The organism is Citrobacter sp. Cf088 (assembly GCF_030334295.1).
Lineage (GTDB): Bacteria > Pseudomonadota > Gammaproteobacteria > Enterobacterales > Enterobacteriaceae > Citrobacter > Citrobacter freundii.
In genome coordinates this window covers 215,383-237,934 of the sequence record NZ_JAOWEE010000053.1, presented here as the reverse complement: position 1 = coordinate 237,934, position 22,552 = coordinate 215,383, and the positions used below count along the sequence as shown (strand labels likewise).

General features: G+C 54.7%; 23 protein-coding genes. 2 read left to right on the top strand and 21 right to left on the bottom strand.

Annotated elements, in window-relative coordinates; all coding sequences use genetic code 11:
- Positions 1-72: 72 nt before the first annotated feature.
- From OGV71_RS14000 to napF, 15 genes are all read right to left on the bottom strand, one after another.
- Complete coding sequence (locus tag OGV71_RS14000; protein WP_003845145.1) at positions 73-1,122, bottom strand: cytochrome c-type biogenesis protein CcmH; 1,050 nt, start codon at positions 1,120-1,122, stop codon at positions 73-75.
- Positions 1,119-1,676 carry a thiol:disulfide interchange protein DsbE gene (gene dsbE, locus OGV71_RS13995; RefSeq protein ID WP_003834613.1) on the bottom strand — a complete coding sequence of 186 codons (558 nt, stop codon included), beginning with the start codon at positions 1,674-1,676 and terminating at the stop codon, positions 1,119-1,121. Before dsbE ends, OGV71_RS14000 begins: the two co-directional genes overlap by 4 nt.
- On the bottom strand, positions 1,673-3,628 hold the full coding sequence (locus tag OGV71_RS13990) for a heme lyase CcmF/NrfE family subunit (RefSeq protein ID WP_003027529.1): 1,956 nt from the start codon (positions 3,626-3,628) through the stop codon (positions 1,673-1,675). Before OGV71_RS13990 ends, dsbE begins: the two co-directional genes overlap by 4 nt.
- A complete protein-coding gene (gene ccmE, locus OGV71_RS13985) occupies positions 3,625-4,104 on the bottom strand; it encodes a cytochrome c maturation protein CcmE (protein WP_032949674.1) in 480 nt (159 codons plus the stop codon). The genes OGV71_RS13990 and ccmE overlap by 4 nt, the downstream gene beginning before the upstream one ends.
- The gene (gene ccmD / locus OGV71_RS13980) at positions 4,101-4,313 is read right to left on the bottom strand and encodes a heme exporter protein CcmD (protein WP_003027536.1); all 213 of its coding nucleotides are present in this window, start codon (positions 4,311-4,313) and stop codon (positions 4,101-4,103) included. The genes ccmE and ccmD overlap by 4 nt, the downstream gene beginning before the upstream one ends.
- The gene (locus tag OGV71_RS13975) at positions 4,310-5,047 is read right to left on the bottom strand and encodes a heme ABC transporter permease (RefSeq protein ID WP_032949675.1); all 738 of its coding nucleotides are present in this window, start codon (positions 5,045-5,047) and stop codon (positions 4,310-4,312) included. The genes ccmD and OGV71_RS13975 overlap by 4 nt, the downstream gene beginning before the upstream one ends.
- 76 nt (positions 5,048-5,123) lie before the next feature.
- A complete protein-coding gene (gene ccmB / locus OGV71_RS13970) occupies positions 5,124-5,783 on the bottom strand; it encodes a heme exporter protein CcmB (RefSeq protein ID WP_003027542.1) in 660 nt (219 codons plus the stop codon).
- Positions 5,780-6,400, bottom strand: a complete 621-nt coding sequence (gene ccmA, locus OGV71_RS13965) for a cytochrome c biogenesis heme-transporting ATPase CcmA (protein WP_204583422.1) — start codon at positions 6,398-6,400, stop codon at positions 5,780-5,782. Before ccmA ends, ccmB begins: the two co-directional genes overlap by 4 nt.
- Before the next feature lie 20 nt (positions 6,401-6,420).
- Positions 6,421-7,023: a cytochrome c-type protein NapC gene (gene napC, locus OGV71_RS13960; RefSeq protein ID WP_003027548.1), complete on the bottom strand. Its 603-nt coding sequence runs from the start codon at positions 7,021-7,023 to the stop codon at positions 6,421-6,423.
- Between the two features lie 9 nt (positions 7,024-7,032).
- Positions 7,033-7,482 (bottom strand): nitrate reductase cytochrome c-type subunit, encoded by a 450-nt coding sequence (gene napB / locus OGV71_RS13955; RefSeq protein ID WP_003027550.1) that lies wholly within the window; start codon positions 7,480-7,482, stop codon positions 7,033-7,035.
- Positions 7,479-8,342, bottom strand: a complete 864-nt coding sequence (napH, locus tag OGV71_RS13950; RefSeq protein ID WP_003839440.1) for a quinol dehydrogenase ferredoxin subunit NapH — start codon at positions 8,340-8,342, stop codon at positions 7,479-7,481. The genes napB and napH overlap by 4 nt, the downstream gene beginning before the upstream one ends.
- Positions 8,329-9,024 (bottom strand): ferredoxin-type protein NapG, encoded by a 696-nt coding sequence (gene napG, locus OGV71_RS13945; protein WP_003027555.1) that lies wholly within the window; start codon positions 9,022-9,024, stop codon positions 8,329-8,331. Before napG ends, napH begins: the two co-directional genes overlap by 14 nt.
- Before the next feature lie 6 nt (positions 9,025-9,030).
- Complete coding sequence (gene napA, locus OGV71_RS13940) at positions 9,031-11,517, bottom strand: nitrate reductase catalytic subunit NapA (RefSeq protein ID WP_003027558.1); 2,487 nt, start codon at positions 11,515-11,517, stop codon at positions 9,031-9,033.
- On the bottom strand, positions 11,514-11,777 hold the full coding sequence (napD, locus tag OGV71_RS13935; RefSeq protein WP_003027560.1) for a chaperone NapD: 264 nt from the start codon (positions 11,775-11,777) through the stop codon (positions 11,514-11,516). The genes napA and napD overlap by 4 nt, the downstream gene beginning before the upstream one ends.
- Positions 11,767-12,258, bottom strand: coding sequence for a ferredoxin-type protein NapF (napF, locus tag OGV71_RS13930; protein WP_003027564.1), 492 nt, complete (start codon positions 12,256-12,258; stop codon positions 11,767-11,769). The genes napD and napF overlap by 11 nt, the downstream gene beginning before the upstream one ends.
- Before the next feature lie 413 nt (positions 12,259-12,671).
- On the opposite strand from napF, the gene eco reads away from it, so the two are divergent.
- Entirely contained in the window at positions 12,672-13,169 is a 498-nt protein-coding gene (eco, locus tag OGV71_RS13925; protein ID WP_044711545.1) for a serine protease inhibitor ecotin, read from the top strand.
- A 92-nt stretch (positions 13,170-13,261) separates the two neighbouring features.
- Here eco and mqo read toward each other — a convergent pair whose 3' ends face one another.
- On the bottom strand, positions 13,262-14,923 hold the full coding sequence (gene mqo / locus OGV71_RS13920; protein ID WP_204583421.1) for a malate dehydrogenase (quinone): 1,662 nt from the start codon (positions 14,921-14,923) through the stop codon (positions 13,262-13,264).
- Positions 14,924-15,201: 278 nt separating this feature from the next.
- Here mqo and OGV71_RS13915 point away from each other — a divergent pair, with 278 nt between their 5' ends.
- Positions 15,202-16,449 carry a SulP family inorganic anion transporter gene (locus OGV71_RS13915; RefSeq protein ID WP_204583420.1) on the top strand — a complete coding sequence of 416 codons (1,248 nt, stop codon included), beginning with the start codon at positions 15,202-15,204 and terminating at the stop codon, positions 16,447-16,449.
- Here OGV71_RS13915 and mgtE read toward each other — a convergent pair.
- The 5 genes from mgtE to apbE all read right to left on the bottom strand — a co-directional run bounded on the left by mgtE (position 16,412) and on the right by apbE (position 22,519).
- Complete coding sequence (gene mgtE / locus OGV71_RS13910; RefSeq protein ID WP_003027576.1) at positions 16,412-17,848, bottom strand: magnesium transporter; 1,437 nt, start codon at positions 17,846-17,848, stop codon at positions 16,412-16,414. The genes OGV71_RS13915 and mgtE overlap by 38 nt on opposite strands.
- Positions 17,849-17,953: 105 nt before the next feature.
- Positions 17,954-19,597 carry a multidrug ABC transporter permease/ATP-binding protein gene (locus tag OGV71_RS13905; RefSeq protein WP_204583419.1) on the bottom strand — a complete coding sequence of 548 codons (1,644 nt, stop codon included), beginning with the start codon at positions 19,595-19,597 and terminating at the stop codon, positions 17,954-17,956.
- A 75-nt stretch (positions 19,598-19,672) separates the two neighbouring features.
- The gene (gene alkB / locus OGV71_RS13900) at positions 19,673-20,323 is read right to left on the bottom strand and encodes a DNA oxidative demethylase AlkB (protein WP_204583418.1); all 651 of its coding nucleotides are present in this window, start codon (positions 20,321-20,323) and stop codon (positions 19,673-19,675) included.
- Positions 20,323-21,387 carry a bifunctional DNA-binding transcriptional regulator/O6-methylguanine-DNA methyltransferase Ada gene (ada, locus tag OGV71_RS13895; RefSeq protein WP_204583417.1) on the bottom strand — a complete coding sequence of 355 codons (1,065 nt, stop codon included), beginning with the start codon at positions 21,385-21,387 and terminating at the stop codon, positions 20,323-20,325. Before ada ends, alkB begins: the two co-directional genes overlap by 1 nt.
- A 79-nt stretch (positions 21,388-21,466) precedes the next feature.
- A complete protein-coding gene (apbE, locus tag OGV71_RS13890) occupies positions 21,467-22,519 on the bottom strand; it encodes an FAD:protein FMN transferase ApbE (RefSeq protein WP_204583416.1) in 1,053 nt (350 codons plus the stop codon).
- Positions 22,520-22,552 lie beyond the last annotated feature (33 nt).

Genomic DNA, 22,552 nt, shown 5'->3' with positions numbered 1-22,552 from the left:
TCGGGCCTACAAGTCACGTGCATCAGTAGGCCGGATAAGACGCTTTGCGTCGCCATCCGGCATCTTCCACTCTTACTTCTCCTGCGGCGTTAGCTGCTCCATCGCCTGCTTAATGCTGCGTTCTATCACCGCCCGACGGGTATCATTGGCCGGTAATAATTTCAGCATCATCTCCCATGCCGCAACCGCCTCGCCAAAGCGCTGCTGTTCAAAAGCGTTAAACGCATACATGCTGAGAACCCGCACGTTGGCATGTTCGCCGCGTACCAACTGGCGTAGCAGCTCCCCTCCTCGACGGTTATCGTCAGGATCGGAAGAACGGGTCAGCGCTTCCGCATAGCCCAGCGCAGCATCGCTGTTTTTCGGATCCAGTCGATAAGCATTGGCATAGGCTTCAGTGGCCGTACTGGCGTTACCAAGTACCATGCCAATGCGCCCAAGCATGATCCAACCTTCAACGTTGGTAGGATCGGCTTGTAAGCGAGTGCGCAAACCCAACGCCAGACGCGTCATATCTTCTTCATTGAGCGGATCAGCTTTTGGATCCAACGCCCGTTCCAGCAGCGCCGGAGCCTGAGCGGTGGCCTGTTGCCAGACCTGAACCTGCTTATAGTTGCCGGTTTCATAATAGCTCACTGCGCCAACCCCCAGCGCCACCACGATGCCGGGCACAAACAACCCGAACCCACCGCGCTTGCCATCCGGGATAACGTCATCAGGAAACTCTTCCTGTTTTACCCGGACACGTCGGCGAGTACGGGCGAAAATAATCCAGCCACCCAGACCAATCGCGACCACCGGCATCACCCACAAAAGCACAGTAAGCGGCGTCAACGGCGGATCGTAAGTGACGAAGTTGCCGTAGCGCGCCACCATGTAGTCGACAATCTCTTTCTGACTTTTTCCTTCCTGCATCAGTTCGTACACTTTCTGACGCAGGTCGGTGGCAATCATCGAGTTAGAATCGGCAATACTGTTGTTCTGACATTTAGGACAGCGCAACTGTTCGGTAAGCTGACGGAACTGCTGCTCCTGCGCTTCATCCTTAAACTGCATCACATCGATGGTCGCAAGCGCGGATCCCGAGATAACCAGCATCAGCAGGCCCAGTAAAAATCTCATTGCGCAGCCTCCTTACTGTACTTATCCCACAACGGTTTGATCTCGCTCTCCCACACCCTGGCATTCAAATCACCGGCGTGGCGATAGCGAATAATACCTTTACCGTCGATCAGGAACGTCTCCGGCGCGCCGTACACGCCAAGATCCAGACCAAGCATACCGTCGCCGTCAAACAGGCTTAATGAGTAAGGATTGCCCAGCTCTTTCAGCCAGACAATGGCTTTCTGACGATCGTCTTTATAGTTCAGACCCACTACCCGTACGCCCTGCGCAGACAGCTGATTCAGGTACTGATGTTCGGCGCGACAGGTCGGGCACCAGGTCGCCCAGACGTTCAGCAGTACCGGTTTGCCCTGGGTCAGCACATCGGCCTGATAATGCTGACCCGGATTTTCCAGCGACTCCAGGCGGAATGTCGGAACGGGTTTGCCGATCAGCGCCGACTCCAGATTAGTGGGATCGTCCCCCTGAGCGTTACGCGCCAGCTGCCACAGCAGCGCCGCCGCAATGATCAGAAAAATAATAAACGGAATTAACAGTGCGTTGCGCTTCATACAGCCTCCGACGCATTTTTTTGCACCGCGGCGCGAGGACGCGTGCGCTGACGATAGCGTGGATCAAACAGGCAGAACAATCCGCCCAGCGCCATCAGCAATCCTCCGGCCCAAATCCAACGAATAAACGGTTTGTAGTACAAACGCACAGCCCATGCGCCGTTATCCAGTTCTTCACCCAGCGCAGCGTACAGATCGCGTGTGAATCCGCCGTCAATTGCCGCTTCGGTCATCATCGAACTGGTGCTGTTATAGAAGCGTTTTTCCGCATGCAGCGTGGCTTCTGGTTTACCATCTCGGGTAACGCCAATAATGGCGACACCGCCCCGGTAGTTAGGTCCGGTAATATCTTTCACTTCGCGGAACGTGAACTGATAGTTATGGATACTGACGCTATCACCTGCCTTCATGCGCACATCACGTTCAACACTGTAGTTCTGGCTAAAGGCAATACCGACAATAGTAATCGCCAGCCCAACGTGGCCCGACACCATGCCCCAATAGCTTGGTGTTAACTTCGTTCCGCGGGAAACACGCAGGAACGCTTCGGACACCGCCAGCACAAATATCCAGCATGCCATCGCCAGACCCACCACCGTCATAGCGGCAATGCGATCCTCAAACAGCCACGGCAGCAGCAGCGACATAACAAGCGTGGTGACAAACGCGACAAGCAATAGTGTTTTCAGCTTACGCGGTCGGTCACGGCCCCAACGCACTAATGGCCCTATTCCCAGCAACAGCGCGAACGGTGCCATCAGCCAGGTAAACATGGTGTTGAAGAACGGCTCGCCAATCGAAATGCTACCCAACCCCAGCTGTTTGTGCACCAGCGGCAGCAGCGTACCCAATAGCACCACCAGCATGGCGGCAATCAGCAGAACGTTGTTGCCCAACAGCAGAGATTCACGCGACCACAGCGCGTTGTTTACCCGTGAGCGGACCTTGTGACCGCGAACCGCAAACAGCAGCAGGGAGCCGCCAATCACTAATACCATAAAGGCCAGAATAAACATCCCGCGCGACGGATCGGAGGCAAAAGCATGCACCGACACCAGCACGCCGGAGCGCACCAGGAAAGTCCCCAACAGGCAAAGCGAGAAGGCGCAGATTGACAGCAGCAGCGTCCAGGCTTTAAAGCTGGCACGCTGTTCGGTGACCGACAACGAGTGCATCAGCGCCGTTCCCACCAGCCATGGCATAAACGAGGCGTTTTCAACTGGATCCCAGAACCACCAGCCGCCCCAGCCCAGCTCGTAATAGGCCCAGGCGGAACCGAGCACAATACCCAGCGTCAGGAACACCCACGCCGCCAGCGTCCACGGACGCGAAAAACGGGCGAAGGTACTGTCCAGTCGGCCACTCATCAACGCGGCAATCGCAAACGCAAAGGCCACGGAGAAACCGACATACCCCATGTACAGCAACGGCGGATGGAAAATCAGCCCCGGATCCTGCAACAGCGGGTTCAGGTCGCGCCCTTCAATAGGGAAGTTGGGCAACGTACGGGCAAATGGATTGGAGGTAAACAGAATAAACAGCAGAAAGCCAACGCTGACCATCCCCATCACCGCCAGCACGCGGGCGACGATGTCCAGCGGCATACGCTGGCTGAATGCCGCAACGGCGAACGTCCAGCCGCTCATCAGCAGTACCCACAGCAGCAGAGAGCCTTCATGCGCGCCCCAGGTTGCTGCCACCCGATACCAGACCGGAAGCTGGGTATTGGAATTGCTGGCGACGTAGGTGACGGTAAAGTCATTAACCACGAAGGCGTTGACCAAAATCAGGAACGCGCCCATCACACAGATAAATAACACCCAGGCAAAGGGCCGCGCGGAAGCCATCATCCGCACATCGCCGCGCGCTACGCCCCACAGCGGATAGACCGACAGCAGTAACGCCACGCCTAGCGCAAGGCACAACAGCGCATTGCCAATTTCAGGCATCATGACGTTTTATCCTTATACACGCTTTCCGGACGACGATGGTTTTCCTGCATCGCTTTTTCAACTTCCGGCGGGGTGTAATTTTCATCATGTTTGGCCAGAACCTCTTTGGCCTGTACATGATTTCCCCCGTCCAGTTCGCCCTGAACAACAACACCCTGCCCTTCGCGGAACAGATCCGGCAGAATACCTTCATAGGTTACATCCACCACACCTTCGGCGTCATAGATGCTGAAATTCACCTTCAACGACTGCGGATCGCGCTTTACGCTACCGGGCATCACCATACCGCCCACGCGTAGGCGCTGACCGACTTCAGGCATCTGCTGCGTTTCGCGCTTACCGTAGAGTATCTCTCCCGGCGTATAGAACAGGTCAATATTGGAACGCAGCGCATAAAGCACCAGCGTAATGGTCAAAGCCAGACCCGCCAGTACCGCACAGGCTATCCATAACCGATTTTTACGTCGAATATTCACGCCGCCTCCCGTTGCACTTGCGCCGCACGCATACGTGCTTCTCTCGCCCGCTGCTGCGCTACACCGCGTAAAATTGCGCGATGCTGTAACGTGGAATGCACTACCAGCACCACCAGCGGGATAACACTCATCGCTACGGCAAGCCAGACATACAAGGCGTAGCCGCCCATCGCGAAAAAATCACTCCATGATGCAAATGCAGGGGTCATTGGCGGCCTCTTTTTAAGATCAGTTCGCTCACCCACGGGCGGCGTTTTTCCATCATCAAAATCAGGTTACGCATGCGCATCAGCGCCAGCGTGACAAACAGTAACAGGTAGCCGACGATCGCCAGACGCAGCGGCGTACGCATCGCCGGATCGATGCTTTGCTGCATGCGGGTAGAACCCTGATGCAGCGTATTCCACCACTCAACCGAGTAGTGAATAATCGGTAAGTTGACCACGCCAATCAGCACCAGAATACCGGCGGCACGACCTGCCAGACGGCGGTCGTCAAAGGCATGCCACAGCGCAATGGCGCCAACGTAGAGAAACAGCAGCACCAGTTCAGAGGTGAGTCGGGCATCCCAAACCCACCAGGTTCCCCACATCGGCTTGCCCCATGCGGAACCTGTCACCAGCGCAATAAAGGTAAACACTGCACCAATCGGCGCCATCGCAGCCAGCGCCAGATTGGCCATTTTCATCTGCCAGACCAGGCCGATAAACGCGGCAACGGCCATCGAGGCGTAAATGCCCATCGACCAGATTGCCGCCGGAACGTGCAGATAAATAATGCGATAGCTCTGCCCCTGCTGATAGTCTGCAGGCGCAAAACCAAAGCCCCAGATCCATCCCGTTATCAGTACCACCGCGCTGGCAATCGCCAGCCACGGGATAAACCAGCCACAGATCTGATAGAGCCGAGGGGGCATCGCCAATTGATGAAGTGTTTTCCACATAGTTCAGTCACCAGACTCCATAAATTAAAATCCGTTGTGCCGGAGCGCCTTGCCCGGCCTGCACATCTAATTCTCGTTACTGCACGCTTATCCGTAACGCCGCGGCTGTGGCAAACGGGCTTAACGTGGCGCTGCCGACCAGCAACGCACCCAGAATCGCCATGTACCCTTCAACCGGTAAGTGCATAGAAGCCGCATCCATCGCGGCGGTCGCAAAAATCAGTAAGGGTATGGTGAGCGGAAGTACCAGCACGCTTAACAGCACGCCGCCGCGCTTTAAGCCCACCGTCAACCCTACGCCCGGCGCGCCGAGAAAACCCAGCGTCGGCGTTCCGAGTAACAAGGTCAGCGCCATAATTTTCCAGCCGTACATATCCATGCCCAGCAGCAGCGCGACCAGCGGCGAGAGGATCAGCAACGGCAGACCTGTCACGACCCAGTGCGCCATCACTTTCGCCAGCACCACGGCCGGTAGCGGTAACGGCAGCAGCATCAGTTGCTCAAGGCTGCCGTCCTGCAGATCATCACGAAACAGGCGTTCCAGCGCCAGCAATGACGCCAGCAGCGCCGCAACCCAGATGATGCCCGGCGCTATGCGCGCCAGCAGCTGTGGCTCCGGCCCAATACTCAGGGGGAACAGCGTAATAACAATCAGGAAGAACCATAAAGGATTAGCAATTTCCGCACTATGACGAAACGCAACTCGCAGTTCTAAACGAAAGATTCGCCACATCATTGCGTTGCCCTCTCACTGGTCAGCGCAATGCGTCGCACTTTATCGGTCTCGACATTGAGCGGTTGGTGGGTGGTGAGAATAACAATACCGCCCTGCTCCGTATGCTGCGCCATACGCTGAGTCAGTCGCTCAACGCCGTTCACATCAATGGCGGTAAAGGGTTCATCGAGGATCCACAGTCGGGCGCGGGTTAGCCACAAACGGGCCAGCGCCACGCGCCGCTGTTGTCCGGCGGAAAGTTGGTTCACTGGGATATCTTCATATCCGGCAAGTCCCGCCTGCGCCAGCGCAGTCAAACACTGCGCGATGTCTCCGTCATGATGGAAGAAACGCAGGTTCTCCAACGCCGAAAGCCGGGTTTTTATCCCCGGCTGATGTCCGATCCACAGTAGTTGCTGATGGTAGCTGTCCCGCACGTGATGCAGCGGTTGCTCTTGCCAGCAAACCTCCCCTGCGTCGGGACGCGCCAGCCCGGTAAGCAACCGCAGCAGAGTGGTTTTCCCTGCGCCGTTGCTGCCGGTAATTTGTACCCATTCCCCTGCGTTGACGCGAAATGACAACTCGCTGAACAGTATTCTGTCATCCCGCTCGCAAAGTAATTCTCTGGCTTCAAGCATACCTGGTTATCTACATCCTGTTAAAAGCCCGGTTTGACTTCGCGCATATCAGGCAGTTTGTGCGCTATCCCTTTATGGCAGTCAATACAGGTTTGCCCGTCTTTCACGGCCTGGTCGTGCATTTTGGCCGCGACGCCTTTCTGGGCGGTTAAATCCATAAACTCGAAGTTGTGACAGTTTCGACACTCTTGCGAATTGTTATCTTTCATACGCCGCCACTCATTTTGCGCCATCGTTAAACGATGGTCTTCAAATTTCTGCGGTGTATCTATTAACCCCAGTGCTTTCGCGTACAGCTCTTTACTGGCCTTGATCTTACGGATCATTTTCGGGCCCCACTCGTGTGGGACGTGACAATCAGGGCAAGTCGCTCGCACACCACTGCGGTTGTTGTAGTGTACGGTTTCCATGTATTCCTGGTACACCGTATTGCGCATTTCGTGACAGCTAATGCAGAACTCTTCTGTATTGGCCTTTTCCATACCGGTATTAAAGCCGCCCCAGAAAATAATGCCGCCCACAAAGCCGATTAACAACAGCGTGCCGAGCGCCAGACGGCTGGGGCGACGCCACCATTGCCAGACGCGCTTAATCCAGCCTGGTTTACGGTTAGAATTTTCCATAATGACCTCTTATTTCCCGTAACCTTTCGAGGGGGTGAAGGTATTTTCAACAATCGGCGCGGCGTCAGCCTGCGGAACGTGACATTGCAGGCAGAAATAACGACGCGGCGCAACCTCAGCCAATACCTTGCCGTCGCTGTCCATAAAGTGCGTCGGACTGATGCGCGGCGCACCGGTGGTGCGATAGCTTTCCACACCGTGGCATTGCAGGCAGCGGTTAGTGTTCGTCGTTACCTGATACCCTTCAACGCTATGCGGAACCATCGGCGGCTGATTCACATAGTTCAGCGGCATGCGCTCTTGCTCTTTCGGCATGCGAATCGCCCCTTCCTGTGTTCCTGAGACTTCCGGTGACTGGCTCAGATCCACTCCGTTTGCAGCCCAAACTGCCCCACTGACTAGCAAGGCCAGCGCGGCCATCCATTGACTCAGCGCTTTAATCAGGTCATGGCTTTTCATGATTTCGCTCCCGAACTCCATCGTGTTGTTATTGTAAAAACATCCTCAGAACAGACATCCACACAGCGACCGCAGGCCATGCAATCGCGACTGGTTACCTGCACCGGACTTTGCTCATCCAGCACCGGCGCACGTAGCACATGCGGTTCCGGGCAAACATGAAAACAATCCATACAGCGGTTACATCTGTTACGTTCTTTTGCCGAAACGGTTAATGCACCTTTGCTTCCCACCACGCTATACAGCGCACCCAGTGGGCAGAGATGCCCGCACCAGCCATGCTCAACGACCAGTAAATCAAATAAAAACAGCGCGAGGATCAGCAACGCTCCGCTACCGAATCCCATTACCAGGCTACGTCCCAGCAAAGAAACCGGGTTTATCCACTCCCACAGCAGCGTACCAGTCAGCGCTGAACCGACCAGAATGACTACCAGCAGGACGTACCGTATATGGCGCGGCAGGGTTGCGGACTGATTCAGGTCAAACCTTCTGCGCAGCCAGCTGGCTAAATCGGTGACCGGGTTCATGGGACAAACCCAACTGCAAAACAGTCGCTTACCGGCCAGGGCATACAGCACCGTAATGATGGCTGCCCCCGTTAATGCCACCGTCGCTGGCAGATGCCCACTGGCCAGGCTTTGCAGAGTAATCAGCGGATCGGTGAACGGGATAGCGTCCAGCAACAGGCTGCTACTGTAGTTGCCATGCAGGATCCAAACACCTAGCCACGGGCCGCTAAGGAACATCGCCAGTATCAGAAACTGACTCAGACGACGCAGCAGCAGCCAGCGATGACTCCTCCACCATCCTTTTTTTGCCTGCGCTTCACGCCCGGCATCACGTTTACGATTTGCCATTGTTCCCCTCCAGCCAACCGAAGCGGTAATGGTGTCCTAACTCCCCTTTCGCCAGCGACAACGGCAGCACTTTTATTGCTGGCTGCTCCAGTACGCAGACTTTTTCGCATTTCCCACAGCCGGTACAGGCATCGCTGTGCACGGTAGGAATAAACCGCGCATGCTTGCCGGTACGCATGTTACGGTCCAGCTCCAGGGTGATCGCCTCATCGATTTTCGGGCACTCGCGATAGCAAACGTCACAGCGTAATCCCTGATAGTTGAGGCAGTTTTCGTGATCCAGCAGTACCGCCAGCCCCATACGCGAATCGTCAATGGATTCAATTTCTCTGTCCAACGCGCCGCTGGGGCAGACTTTGGCGCACGGAATGTCCTCACACATTTCGCAGGGAATATCACGGGCGATGAAATATGGCGTACCAGCCGCCAGCCCGGAGGCCAGCGTCGCCAGCTTCAGCGTGTCATACGGACATGCCTGAACGCACTGACCGCAACGTACGCAAGCGCTGGCAAATGCCTCCTCGCTTAGTGCACCTGGCGGGCGCAACCGCACGCCAGTTGCGCGTGCGGTTTGTTGTTGCAACCCCAGCGCCACGCCAACGACGGCCAGCCCGCCTGCTGCGCGAACCATATCGCGCAGAAAGCGGCGGCGGCCATTTTGGGGTTTTGCTGACCGGGACATAACGCGTTACACCTTCGCCAGTTTCACGGCGCACTTCTTGAAATCCGTCTCTTTGGAGAGCGGATCCGTCGCATCCAGCGTCAGGTTGTTCACCAGCTGTGCGGCGTCGAAGAACGGCATGTACACCAGCCCCTGCGGCGGACGGTTACGACCGCGTGTTTCAACAATCGAAATCACTTCGCCACGACGGGAAATCACTTTGACCTTATCGCCACGACGCAGATCGCGTGCTTTTGCATCCAGCGGGTGGATAAACAGCACGGCTTCCGGGAAAGCGCGGTGCAGTTCAGGCACACGACGCGTCATACTGCCGGTATGCCAGTGTTCCAGAACACGTCCGGTGGATAGCCACAGGTCATATTCTTTATCCGGCGCTTCAGCAGCAGGCTCAAACGGCAGCGCGAAGATAACCGCTTTACCGTCCGGTTTACCGTAGAACTTGTAGCTTTCACCTGCTTTCACGTAAGGGTCGTTGCCTTCGCTGTAGCGCCACTGGGTCTCTTTGCCTTCAACGACCGGCCAGCGTAAACCGCGGGCTTTGTGGTAATCGTCAAATGGCGCAAGGTCATGCCCGTGACCGCGACCAAACCAGGCGTACTCTTCGAACAACCCTTTTTGCAGATAGAAGCCCAGCTCGCGGGATTCATCATTCAGTTGATCTTCAGCCAGTTCAGTCACCGGAAATTTTGTCACTGCTGGCGTGGCAAACAGCACGTCATATAGCGTTTTGCCACGCAGCTCCGGTTTTTGTGCCAGCAGCTCTTCGGGCCACACTTCTTCTGTTTTGAAGCGACGAGAGAACTGCACCAGTTGCCACAGATCCGACTTCGATTCGCCCGGTGCTTTAATCTGCTGACGCCAGAACTGTGTACGGCGTTCAGCGTTACCGTAGGCACCTTCTTTCTCTACCCACATCGCCGTCGGCAGGATCAGGTCAGCAGACAAGGCGCTGACCGTCGGGTACGGATCGGAGACGATGATGAAGTTACGCGGATCGCGCCAGCCCGGCATACGCTCCTCATTGATGTTCGGACCGGCCTGCATGTTGTTGGTACACATCGCCCAGTAGACATTGAGCTTGCCATCTTTCAGCGCGCGGTCTTGCGCCACGGCGTGCAGACCGATTTTTGCCGGAATGGTCCCTGACGGAATATTCCAGTGCTTCTCGCAGATATCACGGTGTTTTTCGTTTGTCACCACCATGTCCGCAGGCAGACGATGGGAGAATGTACCGACTTCACGCGCGGTGCCGCAGGCGGAAGGCTGGCCGGTCAGAGAGAACGGGCCGCAGCCTGGCTGGGAGATTTTGCCAGTCAGCAAGTGCAGGTTATAGACCAGGTTGTTGGCCCATACACCGCGGGTGTGCTGGTTAAAGCCCATCGTCCAGTAGGAGATGACTTTTTTCTTCGGATCGGCATACAGCTGCGCCAGCTGTTCCAACTGATCTTTTGGTACGCCGGTCATTTCGGCGGTTTTATCCAGCGTGTACTCAGCAACGAAGGCTTTATAATCCTCAAAGCTCATCGGTTCAGAGGCATCGGATCCCGGGTTTTTCGCCGCTTTTTCCAGCGGATGGGTCGGACGCAGACCGTAGCCGATGTCCGTCACGCCTTTACGCAGGTTGACGTGCTTGCTAAAGAAATCCTGGTTAATCGCATTGTTTTGAATGATGTAGTTCGCGATGTAGTTGAGGATCACCAGATCGGTTTGCGGCGTGAAGACCATACCGTTATCCGCCAGCTCAAAGCTGCGGTGCTGGAAAGTGGAGAGAACTGCGACGTTGACGTTAGGATCGGACAGACGACGGTTGGTGATGCGCGACCACAGGATCGGGTGCATCTCTGCCATATTCGCGCCCCACAGGACGAAGGCGTCTGCATGTTCGATATCGTCATAGCAGCCCATCGGTTCATCCATACCGAAGGTACGCATAAAGCCGACTACCGCTGAGGCCATGCAGTGACGTGCGTTCGGGTCGATGTTATTGGAACGGAAACCCGCTTTAAACAATTTGGCAGCGGCATAACCTTCCCAAATCGTCCACTGGCCAGAGCCGAACATGCCGATAGATTCCGGGCCTTTCTCTTTCATCGACGTTTTGAATTTCTCTTCCATCACGTCAAAAGCCTGGTCCCAGCTAATCGGGGTGAACTCGCCTTCTTTGTGATATTTGCCGTCTTTCATGCGCAGCATCGGCTGCGTTAAACGGTCTTTTCCGTACATGATTTTCGGCAGGAAGTAACCTTTGATGCAGTTAAGCCCACGGTTAACCGGCGCATCTGGATCGCCCTGGCATGCCACAACACGCCCTTGCTGCGTTCCGACCAATACGCCGCAGCCCGTCCCGCAAAAACGGCACGGGGCTTTGTCCCATTTGATGGCTTCTTGCTGACCGACTACCGCGCGGGCAACGCCCGGCACGCTTAACCCGGCAGCCGCCGCAGCGGCCGCAACGGCGTTAGCTTTCATAAAGCTACGACGACTGAGTTTCATGGTGTTTCCTCACCTTGCTCATCCTGCTGGTGATAAACCAGCGACACCGCCAGCACGCCCGCAACGTTGCGCACTGACTCAATTGTTTTCATTAGCGTTTCACTTTGCTCAGCTTCCACCACCACAATCAACTGACCACTTTCCACATCGCTGAGGGCAACTTCGCAACCGGGAAAGGAACGCAACTGCGTGGCGATATCGTTGATATGCTGGCTTTTGGCCTGAACGACCAGGCTGCAGACCTGCCAGTTATTGTCCATGGTTGTACTCCGCGTTAATGGCTGATACCGGGCAGATAGCGACACAGGCGCCACATCCGTTACAGTCCTGATTGTCGAGCTGCGGCTGATAAATGCCGGACAGCGTGGGGCGAAAGGTTATTGCCATGGGCTCACAGCTATCCTGACAGCGGTGACATTCAACTGACTGATGTGCGAGACAGTTTTCCCCAATCGTAAAGTTCAGATCCCATGCCCTGGTGTGGCGCGGAAGAAAAAGTGATTCGGGACAGGCTTCTGCGCAGGCATAGCAAAAGCTGCACTCGCCGTGTTTGAAATTTACGCTCGGGTAACCACCCTGGCCTCGCTGCAGGATGTCGGTTTCGCACGCCTGGATGCAGGCGTCACAACGGAGGCAATGGGCCAGAAAGTGAGAGTCTTCCTTGCTCCACGGCGGACGGATCCCTGCGCTGGCGTTTCGCCAACTGCCTGTCAACATGCCTCGACGGGATAAATCAACCATGACATTGTCCTTCCATAATGACGCCCTCCCTCGGCGGGTTGAACGACATAAAAAACTGCACTATTTATGAGTAGTTATTTTTAGCCGTAAGATATTTCAGGATGTGTTAGAGGTGCATACCCCAATTGGGGTAAATGCTGTTGCCGGATCAAAGGAGTGTTGAGTTGGCGGGAAAAAATGCGCTTTTGCTCACATTTCAATGAGTTATATAACAACGTATATAGCGACTTATTCAAAAAGATAAAGATCTCAACATTAGGATAATTCCTAGAATATATCGCTACATTTATAGTAAATTTCTATCTAATACACCTTAAATATAAGTAAATCCAGATTAATAGATTATCCAAATATGTTAACCTGCTACAGACTCGTTCATAAGACAGAAGAAAGGAAACACTGTGAACAATAAGATGAAGACAATTGTCCCTGCCGTACTTTTCGCCGCCTTTGCCAGCACCTCTGCATGGGCTGCCAGTAACGATACCGCCGCTCAGCCGCTGGAAAAAGTCGCCCCTTATCCTAAGGCGGAAAAGGGTATGAAGCGCCAGGTTATCCAGCTTACCCCTGAGAAAGATGAATCTACTCTGAAAGTAGAACTGCTGATCGGACAAACGCTGGAAGTTGACTGCAACCAACACCGCCTGGGTGGCGAACTGGACAGCAAAACGCTGGAAGGTTGGGGATATGACTACTACGTCTTCGATAAAGTCACATCTCCGGTTTCAACCATGATGGCCTGCCCGGACGGTAAGAAAGAGAAGAAATTCATTACTGCGTATCTGGGTGATGACGGCATGCTCCGTTACAACAGCAAGCTGCCGATTGTGGTCTACACCCCGGAAAACGTGGACGTTAAATACCGTATCTGGAAAGCAGAAGATAAAATTCAGGACGCAGTCGCGCGCTAAGTCAGGATGTGCCGGATGGCGGCGTACCGCCTTATCCGGCCTACAGACGCATAAAACAGGCCGGATAAGCGCAACGCCATCCGGCATTGTATTTACAGTGCGATATCCGCGACGGCTTTCTGTTCAGGCTGCGGTTGTGCCTGAGATTTCAGCTGTGGTTTCGGCGCTTCATCAGCAACCTGCGGCTTGTCATATTTCAGACCCAGAACCTCACTGGTGTACTGCAACTCTTGTTCCGTAGCCTCAACGTTACCGTTCAGCTTAGTACCATAAGACGGAATGATGGTTTTCAGCTTCGCCTGCCACTCGGGGCTGGCCACTTTATCTTTAAACACTTTTTCCATCAGATGCAGCATGATCGGTGCCGCGGTTGATGCGCCCGGAGAAGCTCCCAGCAGCGCAGCAATCGTGCCTTCTTTATCGCTGACGACTTCAGTACCCAGACGCAACACGCCGCCCTTCTCCGCATCGCTTTTGATGATCTGCACACGCTGGCCCGCCTGCCATAAACGCCAGTCTTCTTTTTTCGCCTGCGGATAGTACTCTTGCAGCGCAGCAAAACGGTCGTCGTCGCTGAGCATCACCTGGCTCACCAGATATTTCACCAGATCGAAGTTATCCAGACCCACGTTGACCATCGGCATAAAGTTCGACGTGGTGGTCGAGCTAAGCAGATCCCACAATGAACCGTTTTTCAGGAACTTGGTGGAGAATGTCGCGAATGGCCCAAACAGCACAACGCGCTTGCCATCAAGGATACGCGTGTCGATGTGCGGTACGGACATCGGCGGCGCGCCAACGGAGGCCTGACCGTACACTTTCGCCAGGTGGCGGTTGACTACGTCCGGATTGTCCGCAACCAGGAACTGCCCACCCACCGGGAATCCGGCATAGCCTTTCGCTTCCGGAATGTCGGTTTCCTGCAACAGCTTCAGCGCAGCGCCACCGGCACCGATAAAGACAAACTTCGCCTTGATATCATGTTCCGCTTCGTTATTTTTCAGATCGGCGACCGTGACCGTCCAGCTATTGTCGGCATTACGCTTAAAACCGCGCACTTCGGTGCTCAACTGCAGCGCAAAGTTGGGCTTTTTCTGCAATGAGGTAATCAACTGGCGCGTGATTTCGCCGTAGTTCACGTCAGTACCAATCTCGGTACGCGTTGCTGCGACTTTCTGTTTTGGATCACGACCTTCCATGACCAGCGGCGCCCACTCTTTAATCTGCGCGTGATCTTCAGAATAACGCATACCGCGGAATAACGTGCTCTGTTGCAATGCGGCGTAACGGGCACGCAGGAAGTTGACGTTCTCGTCACCCCAGACAAAACTCATGTGCGGAACGGTAGTGATAAACGAGCGTGGTTCATGCATCACGCCATTATTAACCTGATATGCCCAAAACTGGCGGGAAATCTGGAAGGCTTCGTTAATGTCGACTGCCTTTTCAATGCTGATGCTACCGTCTGCCTTTTTAGGCGTGTAGTTCAGCTCCATCAGTGCGGAGTGTCCCGTTCCGGCGTTATTCCAGCCGTTTGAGCTTTCCTGCGCTACACCATCCAGTCGCTCAACCATGGTCATTGACCATTGCGGCTCCAGCTCCTGTAAATAGGTTCCCAGCGTGGCGCTCATGATGCCGCCGCCAATCAACAGTACATCCGTTTCCTGCTCTTCCGCCGCTTTCGCTTTTGCCGCCATCGAGACAACATTCAGCCCTACAGCTATGGTGAAGAGCATGGCAGTCACTTTTTTCATAATGTTAATGCCTTACTTTTAGTATCGCTTTTTTGCTTTTAATGCAGGTGAAAATCGAGCGGCATCAACGGTAACACTTAAGTAAAAATAATTAAATATTGTTTATAAATTATATTTAATTTTTAAAGATGTTATAAATACGTTGATATTTTATAGGGTTATTGGCAATCATTTCTGGAAACCGGCCCGGCAGACGGGTACTATGCTGCGCTTTGCTATTCACCGCACGGATGCCTGTCGGTCTGCTGTATCAGGCCATTTTTGACCTGAGTGTAACTATGTCTGCAACTCAACATTCCTCTGTCGCAGTCGCGGAAAACGCGGCTCGAGCCGTGCTCCGCCAACCCCGTCTGCTGGTTCGCGAAACACTGGCCGGTGTGGTAACCGCCCTGGCGCTGATCCCGGAAGTGATTTCGTTTTCCGTTATCGCAGGCGTTGATCCTAAAGTCAGTCTGATCGCCTCCGTCGTACTGTGCCTGGCGATGTCCTTTTTAGGTGGTCGTCCCGCAATGGTTACCGCCGCTGCAGGATCGGTTGCGCTGGTGATTGGTCCGATGGTGCATCAACACGGCATGCAATACATCCTGCCTGCAGTGGTGCTGGCCGGGATGATTCAGATCCTGTTTGGTGTATTGGGAATGGCACGTCTGATGCGATTCATCCCTACGGCCGTGATGACCGGATTTGTCAACGCACTAGGTATTTTGATTTTCTTTGCCCAGGTCCCTCATTTCTGGGGGAAAAGCCCGCTCATCTGGGGGCTGTTTGTCCTGACGCTGCTGATTGTGCTGTGGGTTCCGCGGTTTATTAAAGCCATCCCCGCACCGCTTATCGCCATCGTGCTACTGACCTTATTCACTGTCACCAGTGGGCAACTGTTACCGACCGTCGGTGACGAAGGTTCGATGAGCGGCGGCCTGCCGGGTTTCACCCAGTTGTTGGTTCCGCTCAACCTGCAAACGCTGGCGATTATCTGGCCCTGCGCGCTGAGTATCGCTTTTGTTGGTTTGATGGAGTCGCTGTTGACCGCCCGTCTGGTGGATGACCTGACGGTGACGCCGTCGAATAAGAATCGCGAGAGTGCCGGGCTAGGGATAGCCAATATTCTGGCCGGATTTTATGGCGGCATCGCCGGGTGCGCGATGATTGGTCAAACCATCGTTAACGTCGAGATGGGCAAAGGACGCAGCCGCGTCTCGACGGTTGCCGCCGGACTGGTATTACTACTGTTAGTCACTGGGTTAAGCGAAGTGATGGCAGAAATACCCATGTCGGTGCTGGCGGGAATTATGGTGATTGTGGCGGTAAAAACCTTCAGTTGGCACAGCATCCAGCCCGCCACGCTGAGGAAACTCCCCATCACTGAAACGCTGGTGATGCTGATGACCGTCGCTGCCACGGTGTCCACCGGCAACCTGGCGATTGGCGTGGTTGCCGGGGTGATGGCAATGCTCATTCTACCGCGTATCGTCAGAGGCAAACGCGCGACTACATCAGAAACAGCGTTGCCAGACCGAGAAAAATAAAGAATCCCCCGGTATCGGTGATAGCCGTAATCATCACGCTCGAGCCGACCGCCGGGTCGCGCCCGAGCTTCACCATCGTCATCGGAATGATGACCCCCATTAATGCTGCCATCAACAAATTAAGCATCATCGCCAGGGTCATTACTCCGCCGAGCGCCATGTCATCGTACAGCCACCAGGTAATACCGCCCATAATTCCGCCCCATACGAGGCCATTAATCACTGCCACGCCCATTTCGCGCAGGATCAAAAACGTCAGGTTCCCCGGCTGAATATTTTGTAGCGCCAGCGCTCGAACGATCATGGTGATGGTTTGATTCCCGGTATTGCCGCCAATTCCCGCCACAATTGGCATCAGCGAGGCCAGCGCCACCAGTTGCGAAATCGTATGTTCAAAACCGTCGATCACCCGCGAGGCGATAAAGGCGGTACAGAGGTTAACGGCCAGCCACGCCCAACGGGTTTTTACCGCTTTGGTAACGGGCGCAAACACATCCTCTCCGGCGCTTAAGCCCCCCATTCGACGCAAATCGGTATCAGTTTCTTCATAAACCACATCGACGATCTCATCGATAGTTAAGCGGCCCATCAGCTTGCCTGAAGGGTCAACGACTGCAGCACTGACCAGGTCGTCACGTTCGAAGGTACGTGCAGCGTTTTCAGCGATATCGTCCGGAGAAAAGGTGAGCGGGTCATCTTCCATCACCTCGCTGACTTTGCGTTGCACATCATTGAGCAGAATACAGGTTAGCGTCAATTCGCCAACCAGCACTTTATTGCGATCGGTCACGAAGAGTTTATCGGTGTTCTCCGGCATTTTGCCCAACCGTCGCAGGTAGCGTTGCACCACTTCCAGCGTCACGTCCGGACGCACGGTGATGACTTCGAACTCCATAATCGCGCCGACGCGATTCTTCTCGTAATGCATTACCTGGCGGACACGCGCCCGCTCTTCGGCTGGTAACGTCGCCAGCAACCGTCCAGTGAGGTTACGCGGGAGATGCTGCACCAGATAAATCTGTTCATCGATATCGAGATATTGCAGCGCATCCAGTATTTCGCGGTCACTCATCTCATCGATCAGGTCGTCCCAGACGTTTTCAGACGCCTCAAGCAGGACGTTACCACGCTTTTCACTTTCGACCAGTCGCCACAGGGCGTGACGCTCTTCTGAAGGTAATGCTTCGAGGGTATCGGCTAAATCGGGAGGCGGCAGGTGGGCGACCAGCGCCCCTACCTCAGCAATATCGTCGGCTAACGTACCGACGTCATATTGCTCAGCCAGGGTAAGCTTGCCCAACAGTGTTGAAATAATGGCTTTATCAGTGGTCAGCAGCCAGATAAGGCGCGCACGCTCTTCATCACGCAGCCTGGCGCTGTTTTTGTTTATTACGGACATTAATCATAAATCCATGATATGAAATATCATTAATCATGATGCCGATTTATGTAAATAACAATAAACAGTGCCGCCGGGTGGCTAAAAAACCGGCGGCACGTGGGATCAGGCTGTGCGAGCCACCGCGTCACGCGAGGCGGCTTCACGTTCATCGCCCAGCAGTTCACTCAACTGTCCGTTACGCATTTCCAGCAGACGATCGGCGTGAATAAAATAGTGATCGTCGTGGCTAATGGCGAAAATGGTTTTGCCCATTTCCTGCATCAAAGGCAATAGCACCTGATAGAACTCCCGGCGGAAATGGGGATCCTGATCGGCAGCCCATTCGTCCAGCAGAATGATGTCGCGCTCCTCCGCCAGAGCCAGCAGCAGCGCCACGCGTTTCTTCTGCCCTTTCGACAGTTTCAGATTGAGGATACGGCCATCGCTCAGCTCCAGCTTGTGCCCCATCTTCAGATGTTCCAGCCACTTCGCGACCAACTGCGGATTAGCCTCTTTACCTTCCGGCCCCAGCAGTTTGTCGAACAGCCAGACGTCAGTAAACACGGCGGAGAATAGCTTGCGGTAGTCTTCCGGTGTTTCAACGGCAACGGCCTTACCATCAAGCAATATTTCGCCTGACTGCGGCTGGTATAGACCGGTCAGTAACATCGCCAGCGTAGATTTCCCGCTACCGTTACCGCCAATCAGAAAGATCAGTTCACCGCGATGAATCGTCAGATTCACTGGTCCAACGGAGAAGGCGTTATCCTGATAGTGGAAAACCACGTTACGTAACTCCAGCGTCTGCCAGTTCGGAAACGCATTTGGACGCGGGAATTCGGCCTTAAAGGGCGCAAGGGCAAACCTGTTCAGCTTGTTGAACGCTACCTGCGCGGTGAGCAGCGTCGGTAGCGCGCCAACGGCAGAGAGCAGCGGCGTGCGCAGAAATAGCAGGGTCAGAGAATAGGTCGCCGCCACGGCGGTATCGGCCCATCCCAGACTGTTGGCCATCCAGAACACCAGGCCAATGGCACCCAGCATCATAATGTTCGACCAGTTGACCGCGCTCAGGTGGAAAGTATCGGCGCGAATAATATGGTGACGGTACTCTTTGGCATCCGGGACATACATCTGATTAAAGATATGCTCGGCACGCTCACGGTTGAGTGTCAGCTCTTTGCGCCCTTCCAGCACCGTTTGATAATCGTTGTACAACTTATCTTCAGTTTCGCGCAAGGTAGCCATGTGTTTATACACCCGCGCCACCAGCACAAATCCGCCCCAGATGGTGATTACCATCCAGATTGCCGTCACCAGCAGCATTTTAGTCGACAGCATCGCCAGATACGCCGCCGATCCGACGGTCAGGATAATCCCCTGTACCAGCTCAGGCAGGCGGACAAAGGCGATGGTGATGTTGCGGATGTCGCTGGTTAAACCCGCCAGCAACGAGGCGCTGCCAAGCTGTTCGATACGCTCGACGTGGGTGTCCAGAATCCGTTTGATAAATTCGCTACGCAGTCGGTAGACAAAGTGGTGTCCCAGCGTGGTGAGCGCCAGTTGTGAACCGAGGGTGACGGCCATCAATAACAGCAGCAGGCCAAGAAACTCCGGTAGCACCATCAGCGTGGTGTCGACCGTTTCAATCAAACGCTGGTTGATAAACGCAATCAGCCCAATCCCCAACGCGGCGCTGGCGAGGCTGAGCGCCATCACGCTGATAAATGGCCAGCGATACTGCCGCCAGACAAGAAGTAAAAGTTCCATGCGAACAACCCGGGCAAGTAATAACAGCCCGCAGTTTAAACATCTCTTCGCTGACAGCAATAATAATTCTTATTTTTATTCTTTTTTACCTGCCTGACGAAACGTCAGATTGTAACGACAGTCTCCGGTCAACGGATGATACCCCGTTTTAAGCGGCTGGATCCCATGATAAAACAGCCGCGAATTACCGCCCCACACCATAACATCGCCATGCTCCAGCAGCAAACGCTTTAAAGGGTCATTACGGCGCAATCCGCCAAATTGAAAGATGGCCGGTAGCCCCAGCGATACAGAGACAATCGGCGCCCGCAGGTCGGGCTCGTCTTTATCCTGATGTAAGGACAGTTTTGCCCCTGGCGTGTAGCGGTTAATCAGGCAGGCATCGGGTTGAAAATCAGCATAGCCCGCCGCCGTCGCCGCCTGTTGACACAGGTCAGCAAATGCATCCGGCAGCGGCGGCCAGTGCACGCCGGTGAGTGGATCAAACGGAGAATAAAGATAGCCATGCTGATCCGTCGTCCAGCCCAGATGGCCGCAGTTGGTCATTGCCACCGACATCGTATAGCCGCCGGGCGTTACCATCTGACGAAACGGCGACTGTCTGGCGACAGCCGCTATCGCCTGCAGTAAAGTGGGTGCAGAGTCAAAAGCGAAACGTCGCAGAATAACCGCACCTGAAGCCAGCGGCTCCTGCCAGGGTTTAGCATCCGCAAAAAGATCGAGCATTATGTTTCCTCACCAGTAGTTTCCCGTTGCAGTAACTGCGTCTTGCGCGCAATACCCCATCGGTAGCCCGAAAGTGCGCCATCACCACGGATCACCCGGTGACACGGTATAACAATCGCCAGTTTGTTGGCCCCACAGGCACTGGCCACCGCGCGTACCGCCTTCGGTTTGCCGATGGCGCTGGCCAGCTGTTGGTAGCTCATTGTTTCGCCGCACGGAATTGCGCGCAGCGCCTGCCACACCTGCTGCTGAAATGCGGTGCCCCGGATATCCAGGGGTAGCGATAGCGACGCGTCACGCGAGTTGATCGCGGCGATCACTTCGCGCACGCGCTGCTGAAAATCGGCATCTGCAGGAACATCCTGCGCGGCGGGAAACAGCTCATGCAGATCCGCAACTAACGTGGCGTCATCATCACCAAGTAAGATCGCACAGATACCCCGCTCGCTTTCTGCCACCAGACAACGACCCAGAGCGCAATCTGCGAGGGTATAGCGTACAAAAACGTTGTCGCCACCTTTACGAAATTGCTTTGCGGTCATGCCTAATGTCTGATCCGCTTTGCGGTAATAGCTGCTGCTGTCGGGGAATCCAGCGTTGAGAATCGCTTGCGTAACCGGAACACCTTTCGCCAGAGCATCGCGCAGACGGCGGGCACGCCAGGACTGCTGCCACGCTTTCGGGGTCATGCCTGTCGTAGCTTTGAACAAGCGATGTAAGTGATACGGGCTCATTGCCACCTGTTGCGCCAACTCGTCCAGCGTAAGAGGTGACTCTTGCTCCAACAACTGGCAGGCGCGGGCAATTTTTTCCAGCCGATGCTGCTGCGCGCTGTCTTTATCCGGCTGGCAGCGCTTACAGGGGCGAAACCCGGCAGCCTGCGCCTGCTGAGCATCAGAGAAAAAGCGGACATTTTTGCGCAGCGCATGTTTTGCCCGACAGGACGGACGGCAGAAAATACCGGTGGTCTGGACGGCAAAAACAAACTGACCGTCGGCGTCGGCGTCACGAGCCAAAACGGACTGCCAACGGTCATCGTCAGTGATGCGTAAACGATTTTTCATTTCGGACTCCTTTGTTAAGCATAGCGCTTAGCCTCAGTGTGTCCCCATCGTCGGGCATAAAAACCCGCAATCTTGCTTTTTAATTTTTTTCGCTGACCAGAAAGCTTTTGAACTGCGGCGACATCCAGGTTTTAAACCCCTCGCCCTCTTTCATAATCATATAGACCGCCAGCCCTTCACGACGCACAACTTCTTTGGCCTTTTCCGGGCCGAGCACCATCAATCCTGTATCCCAGCCATCGGCCTCCAGCGCCGTTGGGGCAATCACCGTTACGGACACCAGGTTGTGTTCAATCGGACGACCGGTTTGCGGATCGATAACATGGGAAAGACGCTTGCCATCAAGCTCATAATAGTTACGGTAGCTGCCGGAGGTGCTAATGCCATGCCCGTTAATGTCGACAATCGCCTGCACCGCGTTTTCACGATCGGTCGGTTTCTGAATTGCGACTCGCCACGGATGCCCTTCAGCATTCATACCGCGGCTGTTTAGCGCACCACCAACGGAAACCAGATAACGGGCGATCCCTTCCTGCTCCATTAATCGAGCCAAATGATCGGCGGCGTACCCTTCGCCAACGGTAGAGAGATCCACATACAGATCCGGCAAGTCTTTTTGCAGGTAGTTCTGATGCGCTTCATTCACGACCTTCAGATGTGAAAGTCCGGTTTGCGCTTTTGCAGCGTCAATTTGCCCTTGGGTGGGAAAATGTAACGGTTGCTGATCCGGGCCAAAGCCCCACAGGTTGACTAACGGCCCCACGGTGATATCCATAGCCCCATCGGTTTTTGCACCAATGCGTAGCGCCGAGGTCACGATATCCGCCATGGCGTCGCTAACCGGCCACGGCGACAGACTTTTCGACAGGTTAAAGCGCATCAATGCAGAGTCATTTTTATAGGTGGAGAGCAGTTGATCATCGGCATCAAGCTGAGTCTGGATCTTCGCCTGTAGTTCTGCGGCGCGTTTTGCATCGACGCCCACGACGCTGACCCGCCAGAAAGTGCCCATGGTTTTACCTTCCAGAACGGTGGCTGGCGTTGTGGTCTGAGCAGGTTTCGGGGCTTCATCGCACCCGACAAAAAAAATCGTCACCGCCAGCAGCGCTGCGCGATAAAATTTCATTTCCATACGTAATTATCCTCATGCGAACGCGCGCAAGAG

Bases quoted from the DNA above. Each gene is read 5' to 3' on its own strand.
- OGV71_RS14000 (WP_003845145.1), bottom strand. From the start codon at position 1,122: ATGAGATTTTTACTGGGCCTGCTGATGCTGGTTATCTCGGGATCCGCG.
- dsbE (WP_003834613.1), bottom strand. From the start codon at position 1,676: ATGAAGCGCAACGCACTGTTAATTCCGTTTATTATTTTTCTGATCATT.
- OGV71_RS13990 (WP_003027529.1), bottom strand. From the start codon at position 3,628: ATGATGCCTGAAATTGGCAATGCGCTGTTGTGCCTTGCGCTAGGCGTG.
- ccmD (WP_003027536.1), bottom strand. From the start codon at position 4,313: ATGACCCCTGCATTTGCATCATGGAGTGATTTTTTCGCGATGGGCGGC.
- OGV71_RS13975 (WP_032949675.1), bottom strand. From the start codon at position 5,047: ATGTGGAAAACACTTCATCAATTGGCGATGCCCCCTCGGCTCTATCAG.
- ccmB (WP_003027542.1), bottom strand. From the start codon at position 5,783: ATGATGTGGCGAATCTTTCGTTTAGAACTGCGAGTTGCGTTTCGTCAT.
- ccmA (WP_204583422.1), bottom strand. From the start codon at position 6,400: ATGCTTGAAGCCAGAGAATTACTTTGCGAGCGGGATGACAGAATACTG.
- napC (WP_003027548.1), bottom strand. From the start codon at position 7,023: ATGGAAAATTCTAACCGTAAACCAGGCTGGATTAAGCGCGTCTGGCAA.
- napB (WP_003027550.1), bottom strand. From the start codon at position 7,482: ATGAAAAGCCATGACCTGATTAAAGCGCTGAGTCAATGGATGGCCGCG.
- napH (WP_003839440.1), bottom strand. From the start codon at position 8,342: ATGGCAAATCGTAAACGTGATGCCGGGCGTGAAGCGCAGGCAAAAAAA.
- napG (WP_003027555.1), bottom strand. From the start codon at position 9,024: ATGTCCCGGTCAGCAAAACCCCAAAATGGCCGCCGCCGCTTTCTGCGC.
- napA (WP_003027558.1), bottom strand. From the start codon at position 11,517: ATGAAACTCAGTCGTCGTAGCTTTATGAAAGCTAACGCCGTTGCGGCC.
- napD (WP_003027560.1), bottom strand. From the start codon at position 11,777: ATGGACAATAACTGGCAGGTCTGCAGCCTGGTCGTTCAGGCCAAAAGC.
- napF (WP_003027564.1), bottom strand. From the start codon at position 12,258: ATGGTTGATTTATCCCGTCGAGGCATGTTGACAGGCAGTTGGCGAAAC.
- eco (WP_044711545.1), top strand. From the start codon at position 12,672: ATGAAGACAATTGTCCCTGCCGTACTTTTCGCCGCCTTTGCCAGCACC.
- mqo (WP_204583421.1), bottom strand. From the start codon at position 14,923: ATGAAAAAAGTGACTGCCATGCTCTTCACCATAGCTGTAGGGCTGAAT.
- OGV71_RS13915 (WP_204583420.1), top strand. From the start codon at position 15,202: ATGTCTGCAACTCAACATTCCTCTGTCGCAGTCGCGGAAAACGCGGCT.
- mgtE (WP_003027576.1), bottom strand. From the start codon at position 17,848: ATGTCCGTAATAAACAAAAACAGCGCCAGGCTGCGTGATGAAGAGCGT.
- OGV71_RS13905 (WP_204583419.1), bottom strand. From the start codon at position 19,597: ATGGAACTTTTACTTCTTGTCTGGCGGCAGTATCGCTGGCCATTTATC.
- alkB (WP_204583418.1), bottom strand. From the start codon at position 20,323: ATGCTCGATCTTTTTGCGGATGCTAAACCCTGGCAGGAGCCGCTGGCT.
- ada (WP_204583417.1), bottom strand. From the start codon at position 21,387: ATGAAAAATCGTTTACGCATCACTGACGATGACCGTTGGCAGTCCGTT.
- apbE (WP_204583416.1), bottom strand. From the start codon at position 22,519: ATGGAAATGAAATTTTATCGCGCAGCGCTGCTGGCGGTGACGATTTTT.